Below are 21793 nucleotides of genomic sequence, written 5' to 3' on the forward strand. Positions count from 1 at the left end.
TTCTCGTCGCATGGTGATTCAACTTGCAGCGCGCGGTGTGCGCATGGTTACGAACTCTTCGGCTGCGGTGGGATGAATGCCGATGGTGGCGTCGAAGTCCGCCTTGGTTGCACACGCCTTTATTGCCACGGCAATGCCCTGAATGATTTCCCCCGCCTCGGCGCCAACCATATGGGCGCCGACAACCCGATCATCCGCACCGTTGACCAGCAGTTTCATGAGCGTGCGTTCAGGACGTCCGGTCAGGGTATGTTTCATGGGCCGGAAGGTGGATTCGAACACCTGCAGCTCGGGGTAGCGCTGACGCGCCTGTTCTTCCGTGAGCCCGACTGTGCCGATATTGGGCTGGCAGAACACGGCGGTGGCTACGTTCTCGTAGTCGACCGAGCGCTTTGGTCGATCGGTAAACAGGTTATTCGCAATGCACATGCCTTCCGCAATGGCGACTGGTGTCAGTTGCAGTCGGTCGGTGACATCGCCGATGGCAAGGATGTTCGGCACGGATGTCCGATAGTACTCGTCGACCCTGATTGCGCCGGAGGCGGACAGTTCAACCCCTGCAGCTTCCAGGCCGAGCCCCGCGGTCTTGGGCGCCCGCCCGATGGCGCTCAGCACGAGATCTGTGCGGATCTCGGCGCCGCTTTCGAGTCTGACCACCCGCTCCATGCCATCGAGATCGATGCGCTCGATGTTGTCGTTGAAGCGCAGTTCAATACCTTTGTGCTCGACTTCCTCTTTCACAAACCGACGCACGCCGTCATCGAAGCCGCGGAGAAACAGTTCACCGCGATAAAGCAACTGGGTCTTCACGCCAAGACCTTGCAGAATGCCGGCAAACTCCACGGCGATGTAACCCCCACCCAGAATGAGCGCGCGCTCCGGTAGCCGGTCGAGGTAGAACATCTCGTTGGATGAAATGCTGTGTTCGCTGCCGGGAAAATCAGGCGTTACCGGCCAGCCGCCCGTGGCGATCAGAATATGTTCCGCCGTGCAGGTCTTATCCCCTACGACCACAGTATGGGCATCGGCGAGACGGGCGGTACCCCATATGCGCTCGACACCGGCATTGTCGAGCAGGTTTGCGTAGATGCCGTTGAGACGTTCGATTTCCCGGGTCTTGTTGTCCCGCAGGCGTGGCCAGTCGACGCCTTGAGTGCTGACATCCCAGCCGTAGGCCGACGCATCTTCGAATTCCTCCGAGAAGTGGGATCCGTAGACAAACAGTTTCTTCGGCACACAGCCTACATTCACACAGGTACCGCCCAGGTAGCGGTCTTCAGCAACGGCCACCCTGGCACCGTAGCCTGCCGAGATCCGGCTGGCCCGCACGCCGCCTGAACCAGCGCCAATCACGAAAAGGTCATAGTCGTAGGTCATGAGAATCCGGGGTACCTGGAAGAGCCCGGAGCGTAAAGGATGATCCGGGGATTGCAAAGTGCTCACGACACTCGAAGGCGCGGCCGTTGCCAAGGCGCTCAGGCGGCACATACACTGCCGGCTCAACTCTGGCGACGGACTCACCATGGCAGACATCAATGGCGCCCAGAGCCTGCTTTCGACATTTGTCGATGCGGGCGTGGAAGTGTGTTTCACCAATCCCGGCACCTCGGAGATGCATTTCGTAGCCGCCCTCGACAAGGAACCGGGCATGCGGGCGATTCTGGGCCTCTTCGAAGGTGTCGTGACCGGTGCGGCCGACGGCTACGGGCGTATGGCGGGTAAACCCGCCTGTACTCTGCTGCACCTCGGCCCGGGGCTGGCGAATGGCCTGGCCAATCTGCATAACGCCCGCCGCGCTCGCACACCGATCGTCAACGTTGTCGGCGAACATGCAACCTATCACCGTAAACTCGATGCCCCGCTCACCTCGGACATCCAGGGCTTCGCCAGCCCGGTGTCCGGGTGGATCCATGTCTCCGAGTCCGCGGATACCGTCGCGGCAGATGCCGCCAGGGCGATTCAGGCATCGATGCAGCCGCCCGGCCAGATCGCCACTCTGATTCTGCCCGCCGACACGGCCTGGAATCCGGCTTCCGGAGCGGCGCAACCGCTGCGTCCGCAAGCCCTGACCAGCGCCAACGCGGAATCTATCGAATCCAGTATCCGGGCGCTGGTTTCAGGAAAGCCCTGTGCGCTGCTGATCAACGGTCTGGGGGTCACCGACGCCGGACTGCGGCTGGCCAGCCGCATTGCGCAGAAGACGGGGGCACGGCTGCTCGGTGACACCTTCATCGGTCGAATCCCCCGGGGTGCCGGACGGGTGGATCTGGGACGCCTGCCCTACTTCGCCGAGCAGGCCGAGGAGGCGCTGGCCGGTGTCGAGCATCTGATTCTGGTCGATACCAAAGCCCCTGTGAGTTTCTTCGCCTATCCCGGGCGGGCTTCAGAACTCACACCCACAGGTTGTCAGGTGCATCCGCTGGCAATGCCGGGTGAGGATGTGATTGCCGCACTCGAGGCGGTGGTGGAAGGTGTGGGTGCGGCAGGTATCAAGCCCACCTTTGCAGAACTCAAACGACCGGAACTCGCCCGGGGTGAACTGACTCCGGTCACTATCGCCCAGGCCCTGGGTGCCCTGATGCCCGAGCACGCCGTTGTGGTCAACGAAGCGGCGACCTCCGGTTTCGCGATTCCAGGACTCACGGCAAACAGCGCGCCCCACGACTGGCTCGATCTCACCGGTGGCGCCATCGGCATGGGTCTGCCGGCGGCGGTGGGTGCGGCGGTCGCCTGTCCTGACCGGCGGGTGCTGACGCTGCAGGGAGACGGTGCGGGCATGTACACGGTCCAGGCGCTGTGGACCATGGCCCGGGAGAACCTGGATGTCACGGTTGTACTGTTTGCGAACCGCAAGTACGCCATTCTGCAGGTGGAATTCATGCGGGTCGGCGCCCACAACCCGGGGCCCAAGGCCATGGGCATGCTCGATCTCTCCCACCCCGATCTGAACTGGGTGGACATGGCAAAGGGCATGGGGGTGCCCGGTCGCAGAGTGACCGACACCGCGGGTTTCAACAGCGCCCTTGCGGAAAGTCTCGCCACCCCTGGCCCCTTTGTTATCGAGGCCATGGTCTGACCGAGAGAGTTGTTCGTTACGTTCCACTGGAAGCAGCCGTCGGAATCACCTTATGAAAATCACCCTGTTCGGCACCGGCTATGTCGGTCTCGTTACCGGCGCCTGTTTTGCAGAAATGGGCAACACGGTGCTCTGTGTGGATATAGATGCAGCGAAGATCGCCGCGCTTGAGGCGGGCCGCATTCCCATCTACGAGCCAGGCCTCGAATCTCTGGTGCGCAGCAACAGTGCGGCCGGTCGCCTCAAGTTCAGCACCGATCTCGATCTGGGAGTCGATCATGGCCGGTTGCTCTTCATCGCCGTGGGTACGCCTTCTGACGAAGAAGGCGCTGCCGATCTCAGCCACGTGCTGAGCGTGGCCCGCACCATTGGCGCGCGTATGTCTGAACACAAGATCATCGTCGACAAGTCGACGGTGCCGGTCGGAACTGCGGATCAGGTACGCGCCGCCATTGCGGAAGTGCTGACCGGACGTGGCAGAGATCTCACCTTCGATGTGGTTTCGAATCCTGAGTTTCTGAAGGAAGGTGCGGCAATCGGCGATTTCATGAAGCCGGACCGGATCGTGATCGGGTCCAACAGCGAAGACAGCGCCCGGGTGCTCGATGAGCTGTATGCACCCTTCAATCGCAACCACGACAAGGTGGTGCACATGGACGTGCGCAGCGCCGAGCTCACCAAGTATGCGGCGAACGTCATGCTGGCTACCCGGATCAGCCTGATGAACGAACTGGCCAATCTGGCGGACCGGCTGGGTGCGGATATCGAAGCTGTGCGTCGGGGTATCGGTTCTGATCCGCGGATTGGCTACAGTTTCATCTATCCGGGTACGGGATACGGGGGCTCCTGTTTTCCAAAAGACGTGAAAGCGCTCATCCATACCGCCCGGGAGACCGGTCACCCGGCGGCCCTGGTGCAGAGTGTGGAATCGGTGAACGAACTTCAGAAACGCGTCCTGTTCGATAAGCTCGAGCGGCACTTCAAGGGAGATCTGCAGGGCAGGACGTTCGCCCTCTGGGGACTGGCCTTCAAACCCAACACGGACGACATGCGCGAAGCGCCGAGCCGCGCCATCATGGATCTGCTCTTTGCGGCGGGTGCGCGTGTGCGTGCCTATGATCCGGTCGCGATGCCCGCGGCAAAACGCATCTATGCCGCACAGCCTGCGCTTATGCTCTGTAATGAGCGGGATGCGACTCTCGAAGGCGCGGATGCTCTCATTGTGGTCACCGAGTGGAACGAGTTCCGCAGCCCGGACTTCGAGCAGCTCAAGGCGCTGCTGAAGACACCGGTCGTGTTTGATGGCCGCAATCTGTACGACCCGTCCATGCTCAAGCGGCTGGGGCTGATCCATTACGCGATTGGCAGAGGCGCCCGCAGCCTCTGATCTGTTACCACCCCTGTGCGCCATAGCCGCAGACAGACAGCCGAATGTTGCGGTTGACACAAGGTTGCGGTTGACATAAGGTTGCGCTGAAGGAGTGGATGCCTGAGGAACAGCGCCATGGGTTCAATCGCGGATCGTATGGAGTGGATCGACGAGGTCGGCCGACTCGACCCGAAGGCGGCCGCCGCCCGCCTGATCAGGGCTCAGGGCCAGCATTCGGACTGGCTGGACGCCTTTTCCGAACATCTGGACCGACACCGCAATGCCGATGCGCTCAAGCGGGTGCTGGCGGTATGGGATCTGAATCAGACCGATGCCGCGCGCATCTTCGGCGTCAGCCGGCAGGCCATCAGTAAATGGTTCGATCAGGGGGTGCCAGCGGATCGTGCCGCAAACATTGCCGATCTCGCGGCCGCCACGGATCTGCTGGTGCATCATCTGAAACGCGACCGTATTCCGGGTATCGTGCGGCGTCCTGCCCCCGCCCTGGATGGCTCCACCCTGCTGGCGCTGCTCGAACGGCAGGCCTATAGCGCCGTGCTGGCCGCCTGCCGGGGGATGTTTGAATTCGGAAATCCTCCCGACGCTCCGTGATCACCGAATTGCTGCCCAACGGCTGGCGCTGGTGGCGCATCGCCGAAGCTGTCTGGTCCGATCCCCTGGACCCGGACTATGCCCGGACGCGCGGCGGGCGCTGGAATCCTCCGGAAAGCTTTCCGACACTCTATCTGAATGAAGATCAGGTCACCGCGCGGCACAATCTGCGTCGGTTCATCGCCCGCTGGCCTTATGAGCCGGAAGATCTGCGCGCGGACACGGGCCCGGTGCTGGCAGCCGCCCTGCTGCCCCGGGATCAGACGGTCTGCGACGCCCATACACCGGCGGGGATTGCTGCCCTGGATCTGCCGGCAACCTATCCGGTTGATCGCGCAGGCAGGGTGGTGCCGCACGCCCGCTGCCAGCCGATCGGCGTGCGGGTAAAGGATCAGGGCCTGCGCGGTGTCCGTGCGCGGTCTGCCCAGACTGTGGACGGGGTTGGACGCGAGCTGGCCTGGTTCCCGGCCTCCACTCGCAGCCGTGCACGCCTGGTGGCCATCGAGACTTTCGATGAGTGGTACTGGGGGTAGTTCGGTTGGAATCGAAACCAGCGCCCGATGCTTGGGGGTATTACCCCTTCACAGAATCTAATCGTCTTCCGCTGAAGACGGCGTGAGATCTTCCGCTGAAGCCCATTGCTCAATCGGCCGCCCATCCGGCCGCGCAAAGTAAAAGCCGTCCCCAGCAGCCCGCAGTTGGAACCCACCCTCATGCATCTGCTTGTGATGATGACTACAGAGCAGGATCAGATTGTCGAGCGAGGTTGCACCGCCGTCGCACCAGTGCTGAATGTGGTGTGCGTCCAGCCAGCGGGTGTGATGACAGCCGGGAAATCGGCAACTGCGGTCCCGTGCCGCCAGCGCGCGGCGGATGGCGGTCGGCACAGTGCGCTGCCTGCGGCCCACATCCAGCACACGATTTCCGTCTTTGAGGATCGGCACCAGAGAGCCTTCGCAGCACAGGCGCCGGATGGTCGGCAATGGCAGGTCGGATTCTCCACCAGTGCCGGACAACGCCTGGGCATCGACATGGACCAGAACCTGATAGGCGGGAAGTTCCGCTGAGCTGCCAGACGACGGGCCCGCTTCCTCATCTGTCGTTTTGTCTGCTGTTCCTGGCGCGGAGTCGTCCGAGGCTGCGCCTGCTGCCCTCGACCGAAAAAACACTTCCATAAACGCATCCGCCCTCGCTGCAGCCGCCGGTCGCGCAGGATCCTCAGGCAGCGTCTCCACAATCTGCGCCAACGCCTGCTCAACCAACGCAAATGCCTCGGCCGGCAGTTTCACCACAATCTCGCCGGAATGGGGATACAGTGATACCGACCGCGCTTCATGATCATGTCGACCTGTCTGCTGGCCGCCACGTTCATCCCCATGCCGCAACCGCTGGCAGCACTGTTCGAGCTGCTCCGCAGTAGACGTTCGAGCATAGGCGAGCAGATCGGCTTCGTTCGACGCATCCGCAACCCGGGTCAGCGCCCGGACCTGGGAATAAGACAACTCGCCCGCTTTGAACGCCGCATCGATCCGCGGCACGAACCACAACGCCTTGGCCACTCGAACTTTCTCCAGCGCGGTGGTCCGAGACAGCTTCAGCTTGAAGTCCAGCCACTGGGCACAATCGGTGCAACCGTAGCCCTTCCAGCCTTGCCGAAGATCGAACTCGCGCAGCAGAGAGAGGAATCGATAGGTCGCTCTGGAGACATCGAGCCAGCTCGATTCGAGGGCCGACTCCAGGTCATCAATCGGCCCGAGGCGGACGATGGGAGACAGACGATCGGTAGACTCAAGGAACTCGGCGCAGGGAATCGGCGTGTAGTGCGACATGGGCTTCTCCTGACGAAATCATAACTGTATATAAATACAGTATTTTACGCCTGGCCTCACGAAAACCCAATGTTTTTATTGACCAAATGAACAGAAATCAATCTTTCAGATCGCGCGTGTGTATTTTTCGCAGGATTCATCCATACCTTTTAAGCGCCTCTTGTAAGTGCCCCTTGATACTGTATATATATACAGTTAACCTGATCGACCCCCTGTATGGAAGTACAGTATCAAATGGTCATCGACTCTTTTACCGGATCCCATGCCGGAAGCCCGAGCGAGGCTTCGACAAACCCACATGGGCAGCCACATGGGCAGCCACATGGGTCAGAAGCCCGCAGAGTGCCCGATCATCTGCTCGACCATCCGGATCTGTGGCGCGCGGGGGATCTGAGGCGCCCTCCGGAGACGGTGCCCAGCGGCTTTGCCGAACTGGACGCGCAGTTGCCGGGCGGCGGTTGGCCCCGGGGCGGGCTGAGCGAGCTGCTGTTCGATACTGCCGGTATCGGCGAGTTGCGGCTGCTGCTGCCCGCCCTGCGCACCCTGAGTCAGCAGATGCGCTGGATCGCCTGGGTGAACCCGCCGTTCATTCCTTATGCACCCGCCCTCAGCGCGGCCGGTATCGACATCAGCCGGATCCTGCTCATTCATCCGAGGCCACAGCAGCCGAGACAGCAGCACGCGCAACCTCAACCGCAGCAAAAACAACAGCAGCAGAAACAACAACAGAAACACAAAGACGCACTCTGGGCCCTGGAGCGGGCGAGCCGGTCGGGTACCTGCAGTGCGGTGCTGGCCTGGCTCGATGAGCGGCAGCTGACGGTGCCCGACACCCGGCGTCTGCAACTGGCCGCCCGGGAAGGCAATACCCTCTCCTGCCTTTTCCGGCCGGGCTCGGCGGCGGCGCTACCCTCCATGGCGGAACTGCGCCTGGCCATGCGCCCGGTGGTCGGCCTGGCGGGGGCGATGTCGGGGGCCGAGGTCAGTATCTGCAAGCGTCGCGGCGGCTGGCCGGTGGCGTCCATTCCTGTGCAGTTCGGTGAGTCGTGCAGCCCGGCGGAGATCCACGAGCAGTTGTCGCTGTGGCGACACTGGCGGGGTGCTGCCTCCGCACCTGCCGGTCGGGAGAGGGTCCTGCATGTCATTCCTTCTTCTTCCTCCGGTAAGAAGCCGGACCCGGCGCGCCGGCCCGTTACTCATTAACAGGTGGGTGGAGATCCATGTTGTGGCTGGCGCTGCAGTTCCCCCATCTGGGCCTCGAGGTATTCGACGAGGCCGATGCAGGTGGAGGCGGAGACAGAGACAGATCAGGAACCCCGGCAGTACTGCTGGAAGACAACCGGGTACTGGACCGTAACGCGGCCGCCGTGCGGGCCGGGATCTGCCCCGGCACTACTCTGGCCACGGCCCACAGCATCTGTGCCGACCTCAAATCCCTGCAGCGGGATGAAGCCCGGGAGCAGGAGCGTCTCCAGGCGCTGGCGCAGACCTTTTACCGGTTCAGTGCCGAGGTCAGTCTGGAGCCGCCGGATGGGCTGCTGCTCGAAATCAGTCGCAGTCTGCGCTTGTTCGGGAATGTCGCGACGCTGGTCCGGGCGGTGGCCGAGGCCTGTGCCTCGCTCGGCCACGAAGTTCGACATCGCACGGCGAACACCCCGTTGGCCGCCATGGTTCTGGCGCGAGCTGAACTCGAGCAGCAGCACCTTAAAAGAGTGCCCCTCGCACAGGCCAGGCTCCCGGGTGCCGCCGATGCCGTCGAACGCTTTGCCAACATGGGCATACACACCTTAGGCCCCCTGCTCGATCTGCCACGGGCCGAGCTCGGGCAACGCTTCGGCAAGGAACTGCTCAACTTCCTCGATCGCCTGAGTGGCCGCGTGCCAGACCCGCGCCTGTCGATCCGGCCGGCACCCGATTTCCGGCGCGAGCGCCATCTGCTGGAGCCGATCACAGACAAGGAAGCGCTGCTGTTTCCCATGCAGCGACTGCTCGATGAACTGGCCCATTGGCTGGTCGGCCGTCAGCTCGGCGCGGGACGGCTGCTCTGGCGCTTTGCGGATCACAGTGCGCGGGGTGCGGTCATCCTGCCGGTGCATTTTGCGGGCGTGGTGCAGAGCCGGCGTACCTTCCTCAATATCACCCGGCTCAAACTTGATCGCATGGACCTGCCCCGGGACATCCTGACCATCGGTCTCGAAGCCGAGCGTCTGAAGCCCTGGCAGAGTGACAGTCGCAGTCTGCTGCAGCTGCTGCCCACGGATCCGGAGCCCTCCGGCCTGAAAGCCGAGGCACTTGCGGGATTGCTCGATGAACTCAGTGCGCGCCTCGGCCGCAATGCCTGTCGGGGTATTTCGGTCAACGATCAGCAGGTGCCTGAGCGGGCCTGGCGTCCCGTGCGACCGGATACAGGGCGTCCGCGCAAGGAGCGTCCGCGCACGGAGCGTTCGCGCACGGAGCGAGTGACTGAGTCCACAAGCGCCCTGCCCCTGTGGCTGTTCGATCCCCCCTGCCCCGTCGAACCTGAACATCTCACCCTGCTGCGCGGGCCGGAACGGATCCAGACGGCCTGGTGGCAGCAGGCTGTCCACCGGGACTATTACGTGGCCCGTCATGTCAACGGTGCGCAATGCTGGGTATTTGAAGACGCCGCCGAGCGCTGGTATCTGCATGGCTACTTTGCCTGATAAATCAGGGCCTGATAAATCAGGGCCTGACTCTTCCTTCACCCAGGCCTTTGCTGAGCTGCACGTGATCAGCAATTACAGCTTTCTGCGTGGCGCCTCTCATCCCGAGGAGATGGTCGCCCGTGCAGCGGAACTGGGCTACAGCGCCATCGCCATCACAGACGAATGCTCCTGCGCCGGTCTGGTCAAGGCCCATATGGCGGCCAAGGAATGGGGCATCGATCTGATCGTGGGGGCCGAATTCGTGCTCGAGGAAGGTCTGCGGCTGGTGCTGCTTGCCCCCGACCGCAGTGCCTACGGACAGCTCGCCGGTCTCATCACCCGGCTGCGCCGGCGTTCGCCGAAAGGCACTTACCGCCTCAGCCTCAAGGATCTCGACTGGGGTGTGAGCGAATGCTTCGCGCTGTGGATGCCGGAGCCGGTCGGCATCGAGGCTCTCATGCTGCAGGGCAAGGCGCTGCTGGGGCGCTTCCCGGAACTGTGGATTGCTCTGGAGCTGTTTCACGAATCCCGCGATCTCGACAAGACGGCCAACGCACTGACCCTGTCGATGCGTCTCGAACTGCCGATCGTGGCGACCAACAACGTGCACTGTCACGCACCGCAGCGGCAGCCGTTGCAGGATGTGCTGACCGCCATACGTCTGAAAACGTCCGTGGCCGAGCTCGGCAGCCGGGGTTTTGCCAATGCCGAACGCCACCTGCGTCCGATCGAGGCACTGGGCAGACTCTATCCACCGGAAATGCTCGAGGAGTCCTGCCGCATCGCCGAGCGCTGTACCTTCTCGATGGACGAACTGCGCTATGAATATCCGGAAGAGCTGGTGCCGCCCCACCTCACCCCTAAGGACTATCTCAGAGCGCTGACCTTGGCCGGCGCTGCCGAGCGCTGGCCTGGCGGAGTGCCGGCGGATACCCGTGCTCTGATCGAGCAGGAACTCGCCCTCATCTCGGAACTCGGCTACGAATATTACTTTCTCACCGTGCAGGACATCGTCGCCTTTGCCCGCAGCCGCGACATCCTCTGCCAGGGACGCGGCTCGGCGGCCAACTCCGCAGTCTGCTACTGCCTGCACATCACCGAGGTGGACCCGGCGCGTATGCATCTGCTGTTCGAACGCTTCGTGTCGAAGGAGCGGGACGAACCGCCGGACATCGATGTGGATTTCGAACACGAGCGCCGCGAAGAAGTGATCCAGTATCTCTACAAGCGCTACGGCCGGGATCGTGCGGCACTTGCTGCCACCCTCATCACCTATCGTCCGAAGAGTGCCGTGCGCGATGTCGGCAAGGCCCTGGGCATGAGTCCCGATCTGGTGGACCTGCTGGCGCGTTCCCTGTCCTGGTGGGACAAGCCGGCCGAACTCGAAGCCCGCCTGCGCGGTGCCGGCCTGGATCCAGAGAGCCGGGTGGTCGGGCAGTTCCTGCAGCTGGTGGGTGAGATCCTCGGCTTTCCCCGTCATCTGTCACAACACGTCGGCGGCTTTGTCATCTCCCGGGGGCCGCTGGCCCAGCTGGTGCCGGTGGAAAACGCCACCATGCCCGAGCGCACGGTGATCCAGTGGGACAAGAACGATCTCGAAGCCCTGGGTCTGCTCAAGGTGGACGTGCTGGCCCTGGGCATGCTCACCGCCATCCGCAAGGCGCTGGCCGCTGTGAATGAACTGCGGCCGGAGGCGCCGCCGCTCACCGTATCCACGATTCCCGCCGAGGATACGGCGACCTATCAGATGCTGCAGCAGGGCGACAGCGTGGGCGTGTTCCAGGTGGAATCCCGTGCCCAGATGGCCATGCTGCCGCGGCTCAAGCCCCAGCACTTCTATGATCTGGTGATCGAGGTGGCCATCGTCCGTCCCGGGCCCATTCAGGGCGACATGGTGCACCCCTACCTGCGGCGTCGACAGGGCCTCGAGCCGGTGGTCTATCCGAGCGAGGCGGTGCGCCGGGTGCTGCAGCGCACCCTCGGGGTCCCGATCTTTCAGGAGCAGGTGATCGAGCTCGCCATGGTGGCCGCCGGCTTCAGCGGTGGCGAGGCCGATCAGCTGCGCCGGGCCATGGCCGCCTGGAGTCGCAAGGGGGGGCTTGAGCATTTCGAGCAGAAGCTCATCGACGGCATGCTGGCCCGGGGGCACGACCGGGATTTTGCCGAGCGGGTGTTCCGGCAGATCCAGGGCTTTGGCGAATACGGCTTCCCCGAATCCCATGCAGCCAGCTTTGCCCTGCTGGTCTATGTTTCCGCCTGGCTCAAGCGTCACCACCCCGCCGCCTTCTACTGCGGTCTGCTCAACAGCCTGCCCATGGGCTTCTATTCACCCTCCCAGCTCGTGCAGGATGCGCGCCGCCACGACGTGCCGGTGCTGGGTGTGGATGTGCAGGAAAGCACCTGGGATCACCGGCTGCTCAGAGGCACTGAGACAGCGCCGGGATGCCTGTCTGCCCCTGGACTGCGCCTCGGCCTGCGCATGGTCAAAGGCTTGAGTGAGGCCGCCGGCCGCCGCATCGAAAGTGCACGCCCCTTCAGGGACCCTGAGGATCTGGCGCGTCGGGCGGCTCTCGATACCCGGGAGCTGCGGTTTCTGGCGCGGTCCGGCGCCCTGGCCGCGCTGGCCGGTCATCGCTATCAGGCGCACTGGGAAGTGGCCGGGATCAAACCGCCGGTTGCACTGGAACAGCCTGTGGAACCCGGGCACCCGCCCGATGCGGTGCCTCAGGTGGCGGAGCCTGGCCCCGGCATCCAGCTTCCCGCGCCCACACCGGCGGACGACATGCTCGACGACTACCGCTACACGAGCCTCACCTTAGGGCCTCACCCCATGGCACTGCTGCGTGATCATCCCGAGGTCGGCGGCAGCCGCAGGGCGGCGGATCTGGTGGCCTGCCGGCATGGGCAGCTGGTGCAGGTGACCGGTCTGGTAACCGGTCGCCAGCGGCCGAGTTCGGCCTCCGGGGTGATGTTTGTCACCCTCGAAGATGAGACCGGCAATACCAATGTGGTGGTCTGGACTTCGGTGCTCGAGCGTTTCCGGGCCGCCCTGCTCCAGGGTCAGCTGCTCAGGATCAAAGGGGTGGTGGAGCGCGAGAAGGAGGTCATCCACCTGGTGTCCGGTCACATCGAAGATGTCACCCGGCTCCTGGCGGAGCTCGTGCCAGGCCCCGGCCAGGGCCCGTTCAGATCGAGGGATTTCCGCTAGGCTGCAGTCAGGCCCGCTTCTTGCCGGAGCTACCACTTTCCCGCAGCTCGCTGAGTACCTCTTCGAGCAGCACGTTCAGATAGCCGATTTCTTCCTTGAGTTCTGACACGTCGGACTTCAGTGAACTGCCGAGGGCGTCCACCGCGCGCTCCAGAGAGCCGAGCCGCTGCTGCACGTTGGCTTTGTCAAACATGACCCGGGCTACCGCCTCGAGGGGCTGGCCGGGTGTGTTGAAAACCTCCTCGACCCGCTCCAGAGAAGCCTTCGGCTCGGGGCGTCCGGACCAGAATTCCCCGCCGAGTTCACGGGAAACAGAGTCTACAACCTCGATATCGATGGACTCCCGCTCTTCGAGAAACGCAAAAAGCAGAATCCGGTCGCAGAGATTGTTGATCCGCCGCGGCACCCCTTCGCTGGCAGCATAGATGGCGCGGAAGGCTTCGTCGGTGAATTCCGGCCGGCCAGTCCAGCCCGCGCAACTCAGGCGGTGTTCGATATACGTCCGGGTCTCGCTTTCTTCGAGGGGGTTCAGGTGGTAGGTGGCAATGACCCGCTGCCGCAGCTGTTCGAATTCTTCCGAAAGCAGTGTGTTGCGGAATTCCGCCTGGCCAAGCAGGAAAATCTGCACCAGGGGTTTTCCATCGCGCTGGAAATTCGACAGCATGCGCAGCTCTTCCACCGACCGCGCCGGCAGATTCTGAGCCTCGTCGACGATGAGCAGTACCCGCCGATTCTCTTTCGCCTGCTGGACGAAGAGTCGTTCGAGATCCCGCAGCAGCAGCGCTTTGCTGTTGGTGTTCACCTTGAGGCCGAAATTCGCCGCCACCAGATGCATGAGGTCGCCTTCCTCGAGCTGGGTGGTGACGATGTTTGCGACCATCAGCGCATTGGGATCGAGTTCACTCAGCAGGGTCTGCACGATGGTGGTTTTGCCGGTGCCGACGTCACCGGTGATGACGATGAAACCATCGCCCTGATCAAGGCCGTATTCCAGAAAAGACAGCGCACGCTTGTGTTCTTTGCTCGGAAAGAAGAAGGCCGCATCCGGAGAGAGCTGGAAGGGTTTTGCGGTAAGTCCGAAATGTTCTTCGTACATGGGCGCGTTAACTCACTTGCTCGTTGAGCGGTTCATTTTCGCCATCACTTTCGCGATCATTTTCGTTTCTGGCTTCGGCACGACGTCGCCCCCCGGCACCGTAGCCATAGCCGTAACCATACCCCCCGGAGTCGCGCTGGGTCGTCTTGTTGAGCAGCAGGCTGACATTGGCGCAGCCTTCCAGGAGGCTTACCGCCTGGGCAACCGCGTCCTGTGGTGTTTTATTCGCCTCCACCACGACCACCACCTGACCCATGTGGCGGGCAAGGACGGATGCTTCAGTGGTTGCCAGCAGCGGTGGTGCATCAAAGAGGACGAGACGATCCGGATCCTCAGCGGCCAGAGTGCGGGTGATCGTCGCCATCAGAGCACTCGCATAGAGTTCGTCGATGTGATCGGTATTGCCACCGGCGGGCAGAATACTCAGGCGTTCCACATTGGAGGTCAGCACCCCGTCTTCGGCCACATGATTGGTTTCATGGAGCAGGTCGGACAGACCCCGATGGGCCTCGATACCCAGCTGCGAGGTGATGTCGCCTTTACTTACATCCGCGTCCACCAGAAGTACCCGTCGATCGAGTTCTGCGGCGAGACTGATGGCCAGATTGATGGAGATGAAAGTCTTGCCTTCTCCGGGCAGTGAGCTGGTGATCATGATCAGATTCGCCGGAGGATGTTCGGTAGGTGCCGCCTGATACTTCTGCACGTTCAACAGCAGCGGGCGCTTGATCCGGCGCATTTCGTGGGCGAGTTGACTGCGCCCTTCGCCGGGGCGCAGATAGCCCTTCTCCGAGAGACTGCTGAGGTCGATATCGCAGAATCTCTCTGGTGCCCGCGTGAAACCCTGGCTCTTGCCCTGCATCACGGAAGCAGCCGCTGGAGTCTGTCCTGAGTCCACAGGTCGGCCAGGCGCTGCCGGTGCTGGCTGCTGCCGCAGCCGTACGGCCAGCTTCGCCGCAGCTCTCTCGATGGTGCTCATGGATTTGTCGTGCTCATTCATCAGCCAGGCCGTGGAGTTTAGAGGTCATGAGAGACCGGGTCTGTAAAGCGTTGTAACACGGGAATCCTCGGCCAATCCGGCGGTTGTACCCGGAAAGAGCCGGTGCTGTCAGTGTTCTACATGGTGACAACAGTCTGGCGGACTCCCTGATGCATAATACGCGACCCTGAATGACCCGGCGTGCGGCATGTCGAGCAATCCACCAGATCTGAATAACGTCAAAGTAGCTGTCATCGGCCTTGGCTACGTAGGACTTCCTCTGGCTGTGGAGCTGGGCCGCCTCTATCCCACGATCGGGTTCGACGTAAATGTCAGCCGCATAGAAGAGTTACGAGCCGGCAGGGACTACACCCGGGAAGTGGACGCAGAAGCTCTGGCCAGCCCCCGCCATTTATCGTTCAGCAGCGAAACAGCGGACTTGAGAGCGGCCAATTTCTATATCGTCACGGTGCCGACACCCATCGACCAGTACAAACGGCCGGATATGAGTGCGCTGCGGGCTGCCAGCCGCACCATCGGTTCGGTGATCGCACCGGGTGACATAGTGGTTTACGAATCCACCGTGTATCCGGGCGCCACCGAGGAGGTGTGTATCCCGGTGATCGAAGAGACATCGGGCCTCGTCTACAACCAGGACTTTTTTGCCGGTTACAGCCCGGAAAGGATCAATCCCGGTGACAAGACGCACCGACTGCCGGACATCATGAAGGTGACCAGCGGATCGACTCCCGAAGTTGCCGACACTGTGGATGCGCTGTATCGCTCCATCATCCGTGCCGGTACCCATCGGGCGTCGAGCATCCGGGTAGCAGAAGCTGCCAAGGTCATCGAAAACACCCAGCGCGACCTCAACATCGCACTCATCAACGAACTTGCCCTCATTTTCAGCCGGCTGGGGCTGGACTCCCAGGAAGTTCTGGCAGCAGCGGGCACCAAATGGAACTTCCTGCCGTTCAAACCCGGACTGGTGGGCGGTCACTGTATTGGCGTCGACCCTTACTATCTGACCTTCAAAGCCCAGGAGGTGGGCTATCACCCTGAGGTGATTCTGGCCGGGCGTCGGATCAACGACGGCATGGGTGGCCACATTGCGGAGCGGGTCATCAAGCTGATGACCGGCCGCGGTATCAACGTGGTCGGTGCCCGGGTGCTGGTGCTGGGGCTGGCATTCAAGGAAGACTGTCCCGATATCAGGAATACCCGGGTGGTCGATGTGATCGCCGCTCTGCGCGAGTACGCCATCGAAGTGGATGTCTTCGATCCCTGGGTGGAATGCGCTGAGGCGCAGCACGAATACGGGCTTGCTCCCGTAGCACAGCCCGCAGCAGGAGTGTATGACGCTGCGATACTGGCCGTCGCCCACCGCGAATTCATCGCACTGGGCGAAGAAGGCATCCGGGCATTCCTTAAACCCGAGCACGTGCTCTTTGATGTGAAATCTGTGCTTTCCCGTCAAGCCGTCACCGGCAGGCTCTGAAGATGCGCGTGCTGGTAACCGGTGCCGCGGGCTTCATCGGCTCTCATGTGAGTCATCGTCTGCTCGATCGCGGCGACGAAGTCGTCGGCGTCGACAACCTCAACGATTACTACGATGTCGCACTCAAGGAAGCGCGACTCGCGCGCCTGACCATTCGTGAAGGTTTCTCGATCGAAAGAGTCGACATTGCCGATCGGGCAGAAATGAACCGTGTGCTCGATAGCCATCGACCCCAGCGAATCGTGCACCTCGCTGCTCAGGCCGGTGTGCGCTATTCACTCGAGAATCCCTATGCGTACATCGAGGCCAATATTGTTGGTTTTCTGAACATACTCGAAGGTGTGCGGGCAATCGGGACAGAGCATCTGGTCTACGCTTCCACCAGTTCGGTGTATGGCAGCAACACCAACATGCCTTTCTCGGTGCACGACAACGTGGATCATCCCGTGAGCCTCTATGCCGCAACCAAGAAATCCAACGAACTGATGGCGCATACATACAGTCATCTGTTCGATATCCCGACCACCGGATTGCGCTTCTTTACCGTCTACGGACCCTGGGGCCGCCCGGACATGGCGCTTTTCAAGTTCACCCGCCAGATGCTTGCGGGTGAGCCGATCGACATCTTCAACTACGGACACCACACGCGGGATTTCACCTATATCGACGATATTGTAGAGGGCATTGTCCGGGTGCTCGATCGTCCCGCCAGCGCGGATCCCCAGTGGTCGGGAGACAATCCGGACCCGCACAGCTCCTCAGCGCCCTACCGTCTCTACAACATCGGCAGCAACAATCCCATTCAGCTGCTGCGCTACATCGAGGTTCTGGAGGAGACCCTGGGTGTGCGGGCAAAACGGAATCTGCTGCCGCTGCAGCCGGGTGATGTACCGGACACCTATGCCAATGTGGACGATCTGATCCGGGACGCGGGCTACAAGCCGGATACGCCGGTGGAGACAGGCATCGAGAACTTTGTGCGCTGGTACAAGGCCTACTATCGAATCGACGATGTTGCCCACAATCTGCGCTAGCAATCGTGTGATACCCCGGTCCATGAGATGACCATCGATTTCATCCTGCTGTTGAGTGTGCTTCTGGGTGTGATTGCCTACCTGGGCCTGACGCTGTTCTGCCTCGTTACCATCCGGCGGCAGATCACCGGAAAGGCGCTGCTTGTCGCTTCCACCACCACACTGGCCTTCATGATCTGCAGTGCGGTTGCGGTCGCGACACCCTGGATGGCGTCACTGGAACTGCTTTCACAGCTCTCCTGGATCTTCCTGCTGATCCGTGCCATCGGGCTGAATGCTGCAAACTACCTCGACAGCGGCATGCGCAGCGTGTCCGGACTGCTGGGCTGCGCTGTGCTGACCGCCGGTATCGGCTTGTGGACCGCCTGGCAGTTGCCGCTGGAAGCGTTTACAACCCCGCATTCTTCAGCGACCTGGCTGTATGCGATGCAGGTCCTGCTCGGGGTAATCGGTCTGGTCGCAATTGAGCAGCTTGCGAGAAATGCGAGAGACGATTACCGCTGGCGGCTGCGCTACCTGAACGTCGGGCTCGGTCTCTTCTTTACCTATGGGCTGGTGCACAACGCGCTTGGAATGATGTTCGGCATTGTGCTGCCACTGCTGGTCATTCTGCAGCCCGCGGTACTGGCAATCTGTGCGCCTCTGATCGCAATTGCGTCAATGCGCAATCGTGAAAATCAACTCAAACTCAATCTCTCCCGCCAGTTCGTTTTTCGCAGCGGTGTCCTGATTGCCACAGGCAGCGGGCTGCTCCTGCTGGGTCTGGCCGGGTACTACGTCCGGCTGTTTGGCGGCGATGTGGGTGTTGCAGTCGTTCTGATGGTTGCGACCCTGCTGGCAGTGGCTGCTTTCATCGGACTGGGTTCGAAACGGGTTCAATGGCGACTGCGTCGATGGATGGGTAAGAACCTGTACGGCGGCAAGCACGACTACCGGGAAGCGTGGAACAGCGCCAGTCGTCAGCTCACCGAACCCAGCCCCGACTTCGACCTGGGGCAACAGGCCATTCGCTCTGTGCTGGATGTATTCGAAGCGTCGGGGGGTGCACTCTGGCGGCTGATGGATGCGGATTCCCTGGTGCTCGAGGCGAAACTCCATGTGGACTGGAATGAACCACTTGCACCGGCAACCGGCCAGGCGCTGCGACGCTTCTATGGCGAGCATGATTGGGTAATCGATCTGCGCAGTCTGCCGGCGGAGGCCGACAATCTGCTTTCGGACTGTACTGATCTGGTGAGGCTCCCGGGCATCCGGTATCTGCTGCCCCTCCACGTCGAGCAACGTTTATATGGCGTTATCGGGATCCGGGAACCGGAATCACCCGCCGTGCTGGAGTGGGAGGACTACGATCTGGTCAAGCTCATATCCCGGCAGGCGGCCGGGTTTCTGGCGCTGCGCAGAGCAGATGCCGAAATCGGAGAAACCCGGCAGTTTGCCGCGCTCAATCGTCTGACCACTTTCATCGTGCACGATGTGAAAACGATATCCGCACAACTGTCGCTGCTTTCTGAAAACGCAACAAGACACAAGACAAACCCTGCGTTTATCGACGACATGCTCGCAACCATAGACAACTCGGTCCACCGGATGCAGCGGCTGCTGCTGCAGCTGAAAAATCCGCAAAGCGACAGCGTGACAGCAATCACTCTTGGCGAGCTGCTCCCTGCCGTGGCGGCCCGTTTCACCGGGGCCTGCCCCAGACCCACACTTCATACATACAATCCCGACGCAACCATCCGGGCGGACCGGGATAGACTGGTGAACGTGCTCTCACACGTGGTACAGAACGCAATAGATGCTACCGGGGAAAGCGGCACTGTGCAGATCACTGCCCGGAAAGAGTCCGCCTGGCTGGAAATCGCCGTGGAAGATACCGGATGCGGCATGGACGAGGCATTCATCGCGAATCGCCTGTTTTCCCCCTTCGAGTCGACGAAGGGACTGACCGGCATGGGGATCGGCGCCTATCAGGTGCGGGAATATGTCCGCGGTCTCGGTGGCGAGGTTTCTGTCTCCAGTACCCCCGCTGTGGGTACACGTTTTTTGCTGAAACTGCCCATGGATGAATAGTATGAAGCGCTCCCTGCTCATCATCGAAGACGATCCCGGCCTGCAGAAACAGATGCGCTGGTGTATCGACAATGCCGAATTGAGCACCGCAGGCAGTTGTCGCGAAGCGGAAGCGGTTCTGCGCAAGCTTGAACCCCAGGTGGTCACCCTGGATCTGGGATTGCCACCGGATCCCGGCGGGACGAGTGCGGGATTCGCCTGTCTGGAACTCATCGGCAAACTCCTGCCGAATACCAAGGTAATCGTCATCACCGGTCAGGAGGATCGGGAACATGCCCTGAAGGCCGTCGCAGCCGGGGCCTATGACTACTACAACAAACCGATCGACTCGGAAACTCTGCGGTTTGTCGTGGAGCGGGCGTTTCGACTCTGGGAGATCGAGTCGGACAACCGGCGTCTGCACGAAGATCTATCGAGTACGCCCCTGGAGGGGCTGGTGACGGGGCATGCGGGCATGTACGCCCTGTGTCAGCAGGTGGAGAAAGTCGCACCGACCGACGCGACCATCACTATTCTGGGCGAGACCGGAACCGGCAAAGAGATCATTGCGCGCAACATTCATCAGCTCAGTAATCGCAGTGGGGGTGCGTTCATTGCAATCAACTGCGCGGCCATTCCGGAAAACCTTCTGGAAAGCGAGCTGTTCGGTCACGAGAAAGGTGCGTTCACCGGCGCAGTCACAAGAAAGATCGGGCGCATCGAGGCGGCGGGTGGCGGCACCCTGTTTCTGGATGAAATTGGTGACATGCCGCTGTCTCTGCAGGCCAAAATCCTGCGTTTTCTCCAGGAGCGGAATTTCGAACGGGTGGGTGGAAACTCGTTGATCACCGTGGATGTGAGAGTCATCTGCGCTACGCACCATCCCATCGACCAGCAGATTGCAGAGGGGGAATTCCGCGAGGATCTCTTCTACCGGCTCAGTGAGATCGTTCTCACACTGCCGCCTCTGCGGGACCGGGGTTCGGACTCGGTGCTGCTGGCCAAGTATTTCCTCAATCGCGCCAACCCCTCACTGCGCCTGAGCCGTGAGGCCCTGGCAGCGATCGAAAACCATACCTGGAGTGGCAACGTCCGGGAGCTTGAGAACCGCATCAAGCGGGCGAGCATACTCAGCGAATCTTCACTGGTTACACCGCAGGATCTGGAACTGGATACACCCATCGATGATGCGCCGCTCAACCTGAAGACGGTGCGCCAGAACGCTGAACGTGAAGCCATACTTCGGGCGCTGCATCGATCCGAAAACAATGTCAGCCAGACCGCCCGGCTGCTCGGAGTGTCGCGTCCCACTCTGTACAACCTCTTCAAGAAATATCATATCGACGCGGAGACCAGCCATTGAGCCGGATACTGGTCACCGGCGGATCGGGATACATCGGCAGCCACATGTGTGTCGAGCTGCTGCAGGCCGGACACCAGGTGGTGGCGGTGGACAATCTGGTGAACAGTTCACGGCGCTCGCTGGAAGCCGTGGAACGTATCACCCAGAAATCCCTGGATTTTCACGAACTCGATCTGCGGGATGAGTCGCAGCTCGCTCGCGTCTTCGCTCTCCATGAACCCGAAGCGGTGCTGCATTTCGCCGGGCTGAAAGCCGTAGGCGAATCGGTGACGGATCCGGCCCGCTACTACGACAACAACGTCAATGGGACGCTGCGGCTGATCGACTGCATGCAGAAAACCGGCGTCAAAACACTGGTATTCAGTTCTTCGGCCACGGTTTACGGTGTCCCCGAGACCATGCCCATTACCGAGACGTTTCCGACTGCACCGATTAATCCCTATGGACGCACAAAGCTGTTTGTCGAGGAGATACTGAAAGACCTCAGCGCGGCGGATCCGCAATGGCGGATATCGCTGCTGCGCTACTTCAATCCGGTAGGTGCTCATCCCTCCGGGGAGATCGGTGAAGATCCGAATGACATCCCGAACAATCTGGTGCCCTATATTGCCCAGGTGGCTGCCGGAAAGCGGCCCCATCTGAATGTATTCGGTGCCGATTATCCGACTCCCGATGGGACCGGAGTGCGCGACTACATCCATGTTTCCGATCTCGTGCGCGGCCACCAGAAGGCGCTCGAATATCTCAACGACAATTCAGGCGTTCATGTACACAACCTCGGAACCGGCACCGGCTATTCGGTGCTGGAGGTGCTGCAGGCATTCGAAGTCGCAAGTGGAAAATCGGTTCCCTACAGAATCGTTGCACGCCGCCCGGGAGATGCCGCGCAGTCATTTGCAGATCCATCCAAGGCGCGTGCCGATCTCGGCTGGTGCGCCGAGCTGGGACTGGAACGCATGTGCGCGGATGTCTGGCGCTGGCAGGCCGCCCATCCTGATGGCTTCCACTGACCGC

16 protein-coding genes are annotated in these 21793 nt (G+C 61.5%); 12 read left to right on the top strand and 4 right to left on the bottom strand.

Translation table 11 applies throughout. The features are described 5' to 3' along the window. Nucleotides 1-18: 18 nt before the first annotated feature. A complete protein-coding gene (gorA, locus tag R3E82_05740; GenBank protein MEZ5550370.1) occupies nt 19-1377 on the bottom strand; it encodes a glutathione-disulfide reductase in 1359 nt (452 codons plus the stop codon). 58 nt (nt 1378-1435) lie between these two features. Here gorA and R3E82_05745 point away from each other — a divergent pair, with 58 nt between their 5' ends. From R3E82_05745 to R3E82_05760, 4 genes are all read left to right on the top strand, one after another. Next, complete coding sequence (locus R3E82_05745) at nt 1436-3076, top strand: acetolactate synthase large subunit (protein ID MEZ5550371.1); 1641 nt, start codon at nt 1436-1438, stop codon at nt 3074-3076. 52 nt (nt 3077-3128) lie between these two features. Next, complete coding sequence (locus tag R3E82_05750) at nt 3129-4463, top strand: UDP-glucose/GDP-mannose dehydrogenase family protein (protein ID MEZ5550372.1); 1335 nt, start codon at nt 3129-3131, stop codon at nt 4461-4463. A gap of 117 nt (nt 4464-4580) precedes the next feature. Next, nucleotides 4581-5057 (top strand): hypothetical protein, encoded by a 477-nt coding sequence (locus R3E82_05755; protein ID MEZ5550373.1) that lies wholly within the window; start codon nt 4581-4583, stop codon nt 5055-5057. After that, entirely contained in the window at nt 5054-5590 is a 537-nt protein-coding gene (locus tag R3E82_05760) for an RES family NAD+ phosphorylase (protein MEZ5550374.1), read from the top strand. Before R3E82_05755 ends, R3E82_05760 begins: the two co-directional genes overlap by 4 nt. A 57-nt stretch (nt 5591-5647) precedes the next feature. Here the strand turns inward: R3E82_05760 and R3E82_05765 are convergent, their stop codons facing one another. Further along, on the bottom strand, nt 5648-6886 hold the full coding sequence (locus R3E82_05765) for a DUF222 domain-containing protein (protein MEZ5550375.1): 1239 nt from the start codon (nt 6884-6886) through the stop codon (nt 5648-5650). Between the two features lie 342 nt (nt 6887-7228). Here R3E82_05765 and imuA point away from each other — a divergent pair, with 342 nt between their 5' ends. The 3 genes from imuA to R3E82_05780 are packed head-to-tail and all read left to right on the top strand — an operon-like array spanning nt 7229 to nt 12760. Next, a complete protein-coding gene (imuA, locus tag R3E82_05770) occupies nt 7229-8089 on the top strand; it encodes a translesion DNA synthesis-associated protein ImuA (GenBank protein ID MEZ5550376.1) in 861 nt (286 codons plus the stop codon). 17 nt (nt 8090-8106) lie between these two features. Beyond that, nucleotides 8107-9570 carry a DNA polymerase Y family protein gene (locus tag R3E82_05775; protein ID MEZ5550377.1) on the top strand — a complete coding sequence of 488 codons (1464 nt, stop codon included), beginning with the start codon at nt 8107-8109 and terminating at the stop codon, nt 9568-9570. Further along, nucleotides 9554-12760 (top strand): error-prone DNA polymerase, encoded by a 3207-nt coding sequence (locus R3E82_05780; protein ID MEZ5550378.1) that lies wholly within the window; start codon nt 9554-9556, stop codon nt 12758-12760. The genes R3E82_05775 and R3E82_05780 overlap by 17 nt, the downstream gene beginning before the upstream one ends. Nucleotides 12761-12767: 7 nt before the next feature. Here the strand turns inward: R3E82_05780 and R3E82_05785 are convergent, their stop codons facing one another. Together R3E82_05785 and R3E82_05790 are read right to left on the bottom strand one after the other, a co-directional pair. Next, nucleotides 12768-13856, bottom strand: a complete 1089-nt coding sequence (locus tag R3E82_05785) for an XrtA-associated ATPase (GenBank protein MEZ5550379.1) — start codon at nt 13854-13856, stop codon at nt 12768-12770. Nucleotides 13857-13863: 7 nt separating this feature from the next. Beyond that, nucleotides 13864-14856: an AAA family ATPase gene (locus tag R3E82_05790; GenBank protein MEZ5550380.1), complete on the bottom strand. Its 993-nt coding sequence runs from the start codon at nt 14854-14856 to the stop codon at nt 13864-13866. A 187-nt stretch (nt 14857-15043) separates the two neighbouring features. Here R3E82_05790 and R3E82_05795 point away from each other — a divergent pair, with 187 nt between their 5' ends. Genes R3E82_05795 through galE form a run of 5 tightly spaced genes read left to right on the top strand, consistent with a single transcriptional unit; the run spans nt 15044 to nt 21789 of the window. After that, nucleotides 15044-16333, top strand: a complete 1290-nt coding sequence (locus R3E82_05795; GenBank protein ID MEZ5550381.1) for a nucleotide sugar dehydrogenase — start codon at nt 15044-15046, stop codon at nt 16331-16333. Nucleotides 16334-16335: 2 nt separating this feature from the next. After that, nucleotides 16336-17367, top strand: coding sequence for an NAD-dependent epimerase (locus tag R3E82_05800; GenBank protein ID MEZ5550382.1), 1032 nt, complete (start codon nt 16336-16338; stop codon nt 17365-17367). 27 nt (nt 17368-17394) lie between these two features. Next, entirely contained in the window at nt 17395-19437 is a 2043-nt protein-coding gene (gene prsK, locus R3E82_05805) for a PEP-CTERM system histidine kinase PrsK (protein ID MEZ5550383.1), read from the top strand. 1 nt (nt 19438) lies between these two features. After that, nucleotides 19439-20779: a PEP-CTERM-box response regulator transcription factor gene (gene prsR / locus R3E82_05810; GenBank protein ID MEZ5550384.1), complete on the top strand. Its 1341-nt coding sequence runs from the start codon at nt 19439-19441 to the stop codon at nt 20777-20779. Beyond that, nucleotides 20776-21789 carry a UDP-glucose 4-epimerase GalE gene (galE, locus tag R3E82_05815; GenBank protein ID MEZ5550385.1) on the top strand — a complete coding sequence of 338 codons (1014 nt, stop codon included), beginning with the start codon at nt 20776-20778 and terminating at the stop codon, nt 21787-21789. Before prsR ends, galE begins: the two co-directional genes overlap by 4 nt. Nucleotides 21790-21793 lie beyond the last annotated feature (4 nt).

The sequence above is a fragment of the Pseudomonadales bacterium genome, from assembly GCA_041395945.1.
Lineage (GTDB): Bacteria > Pseudomonadota > Gammaproteobacteria > Pseudomonadales > Azotimanducaceae > SZUA-309.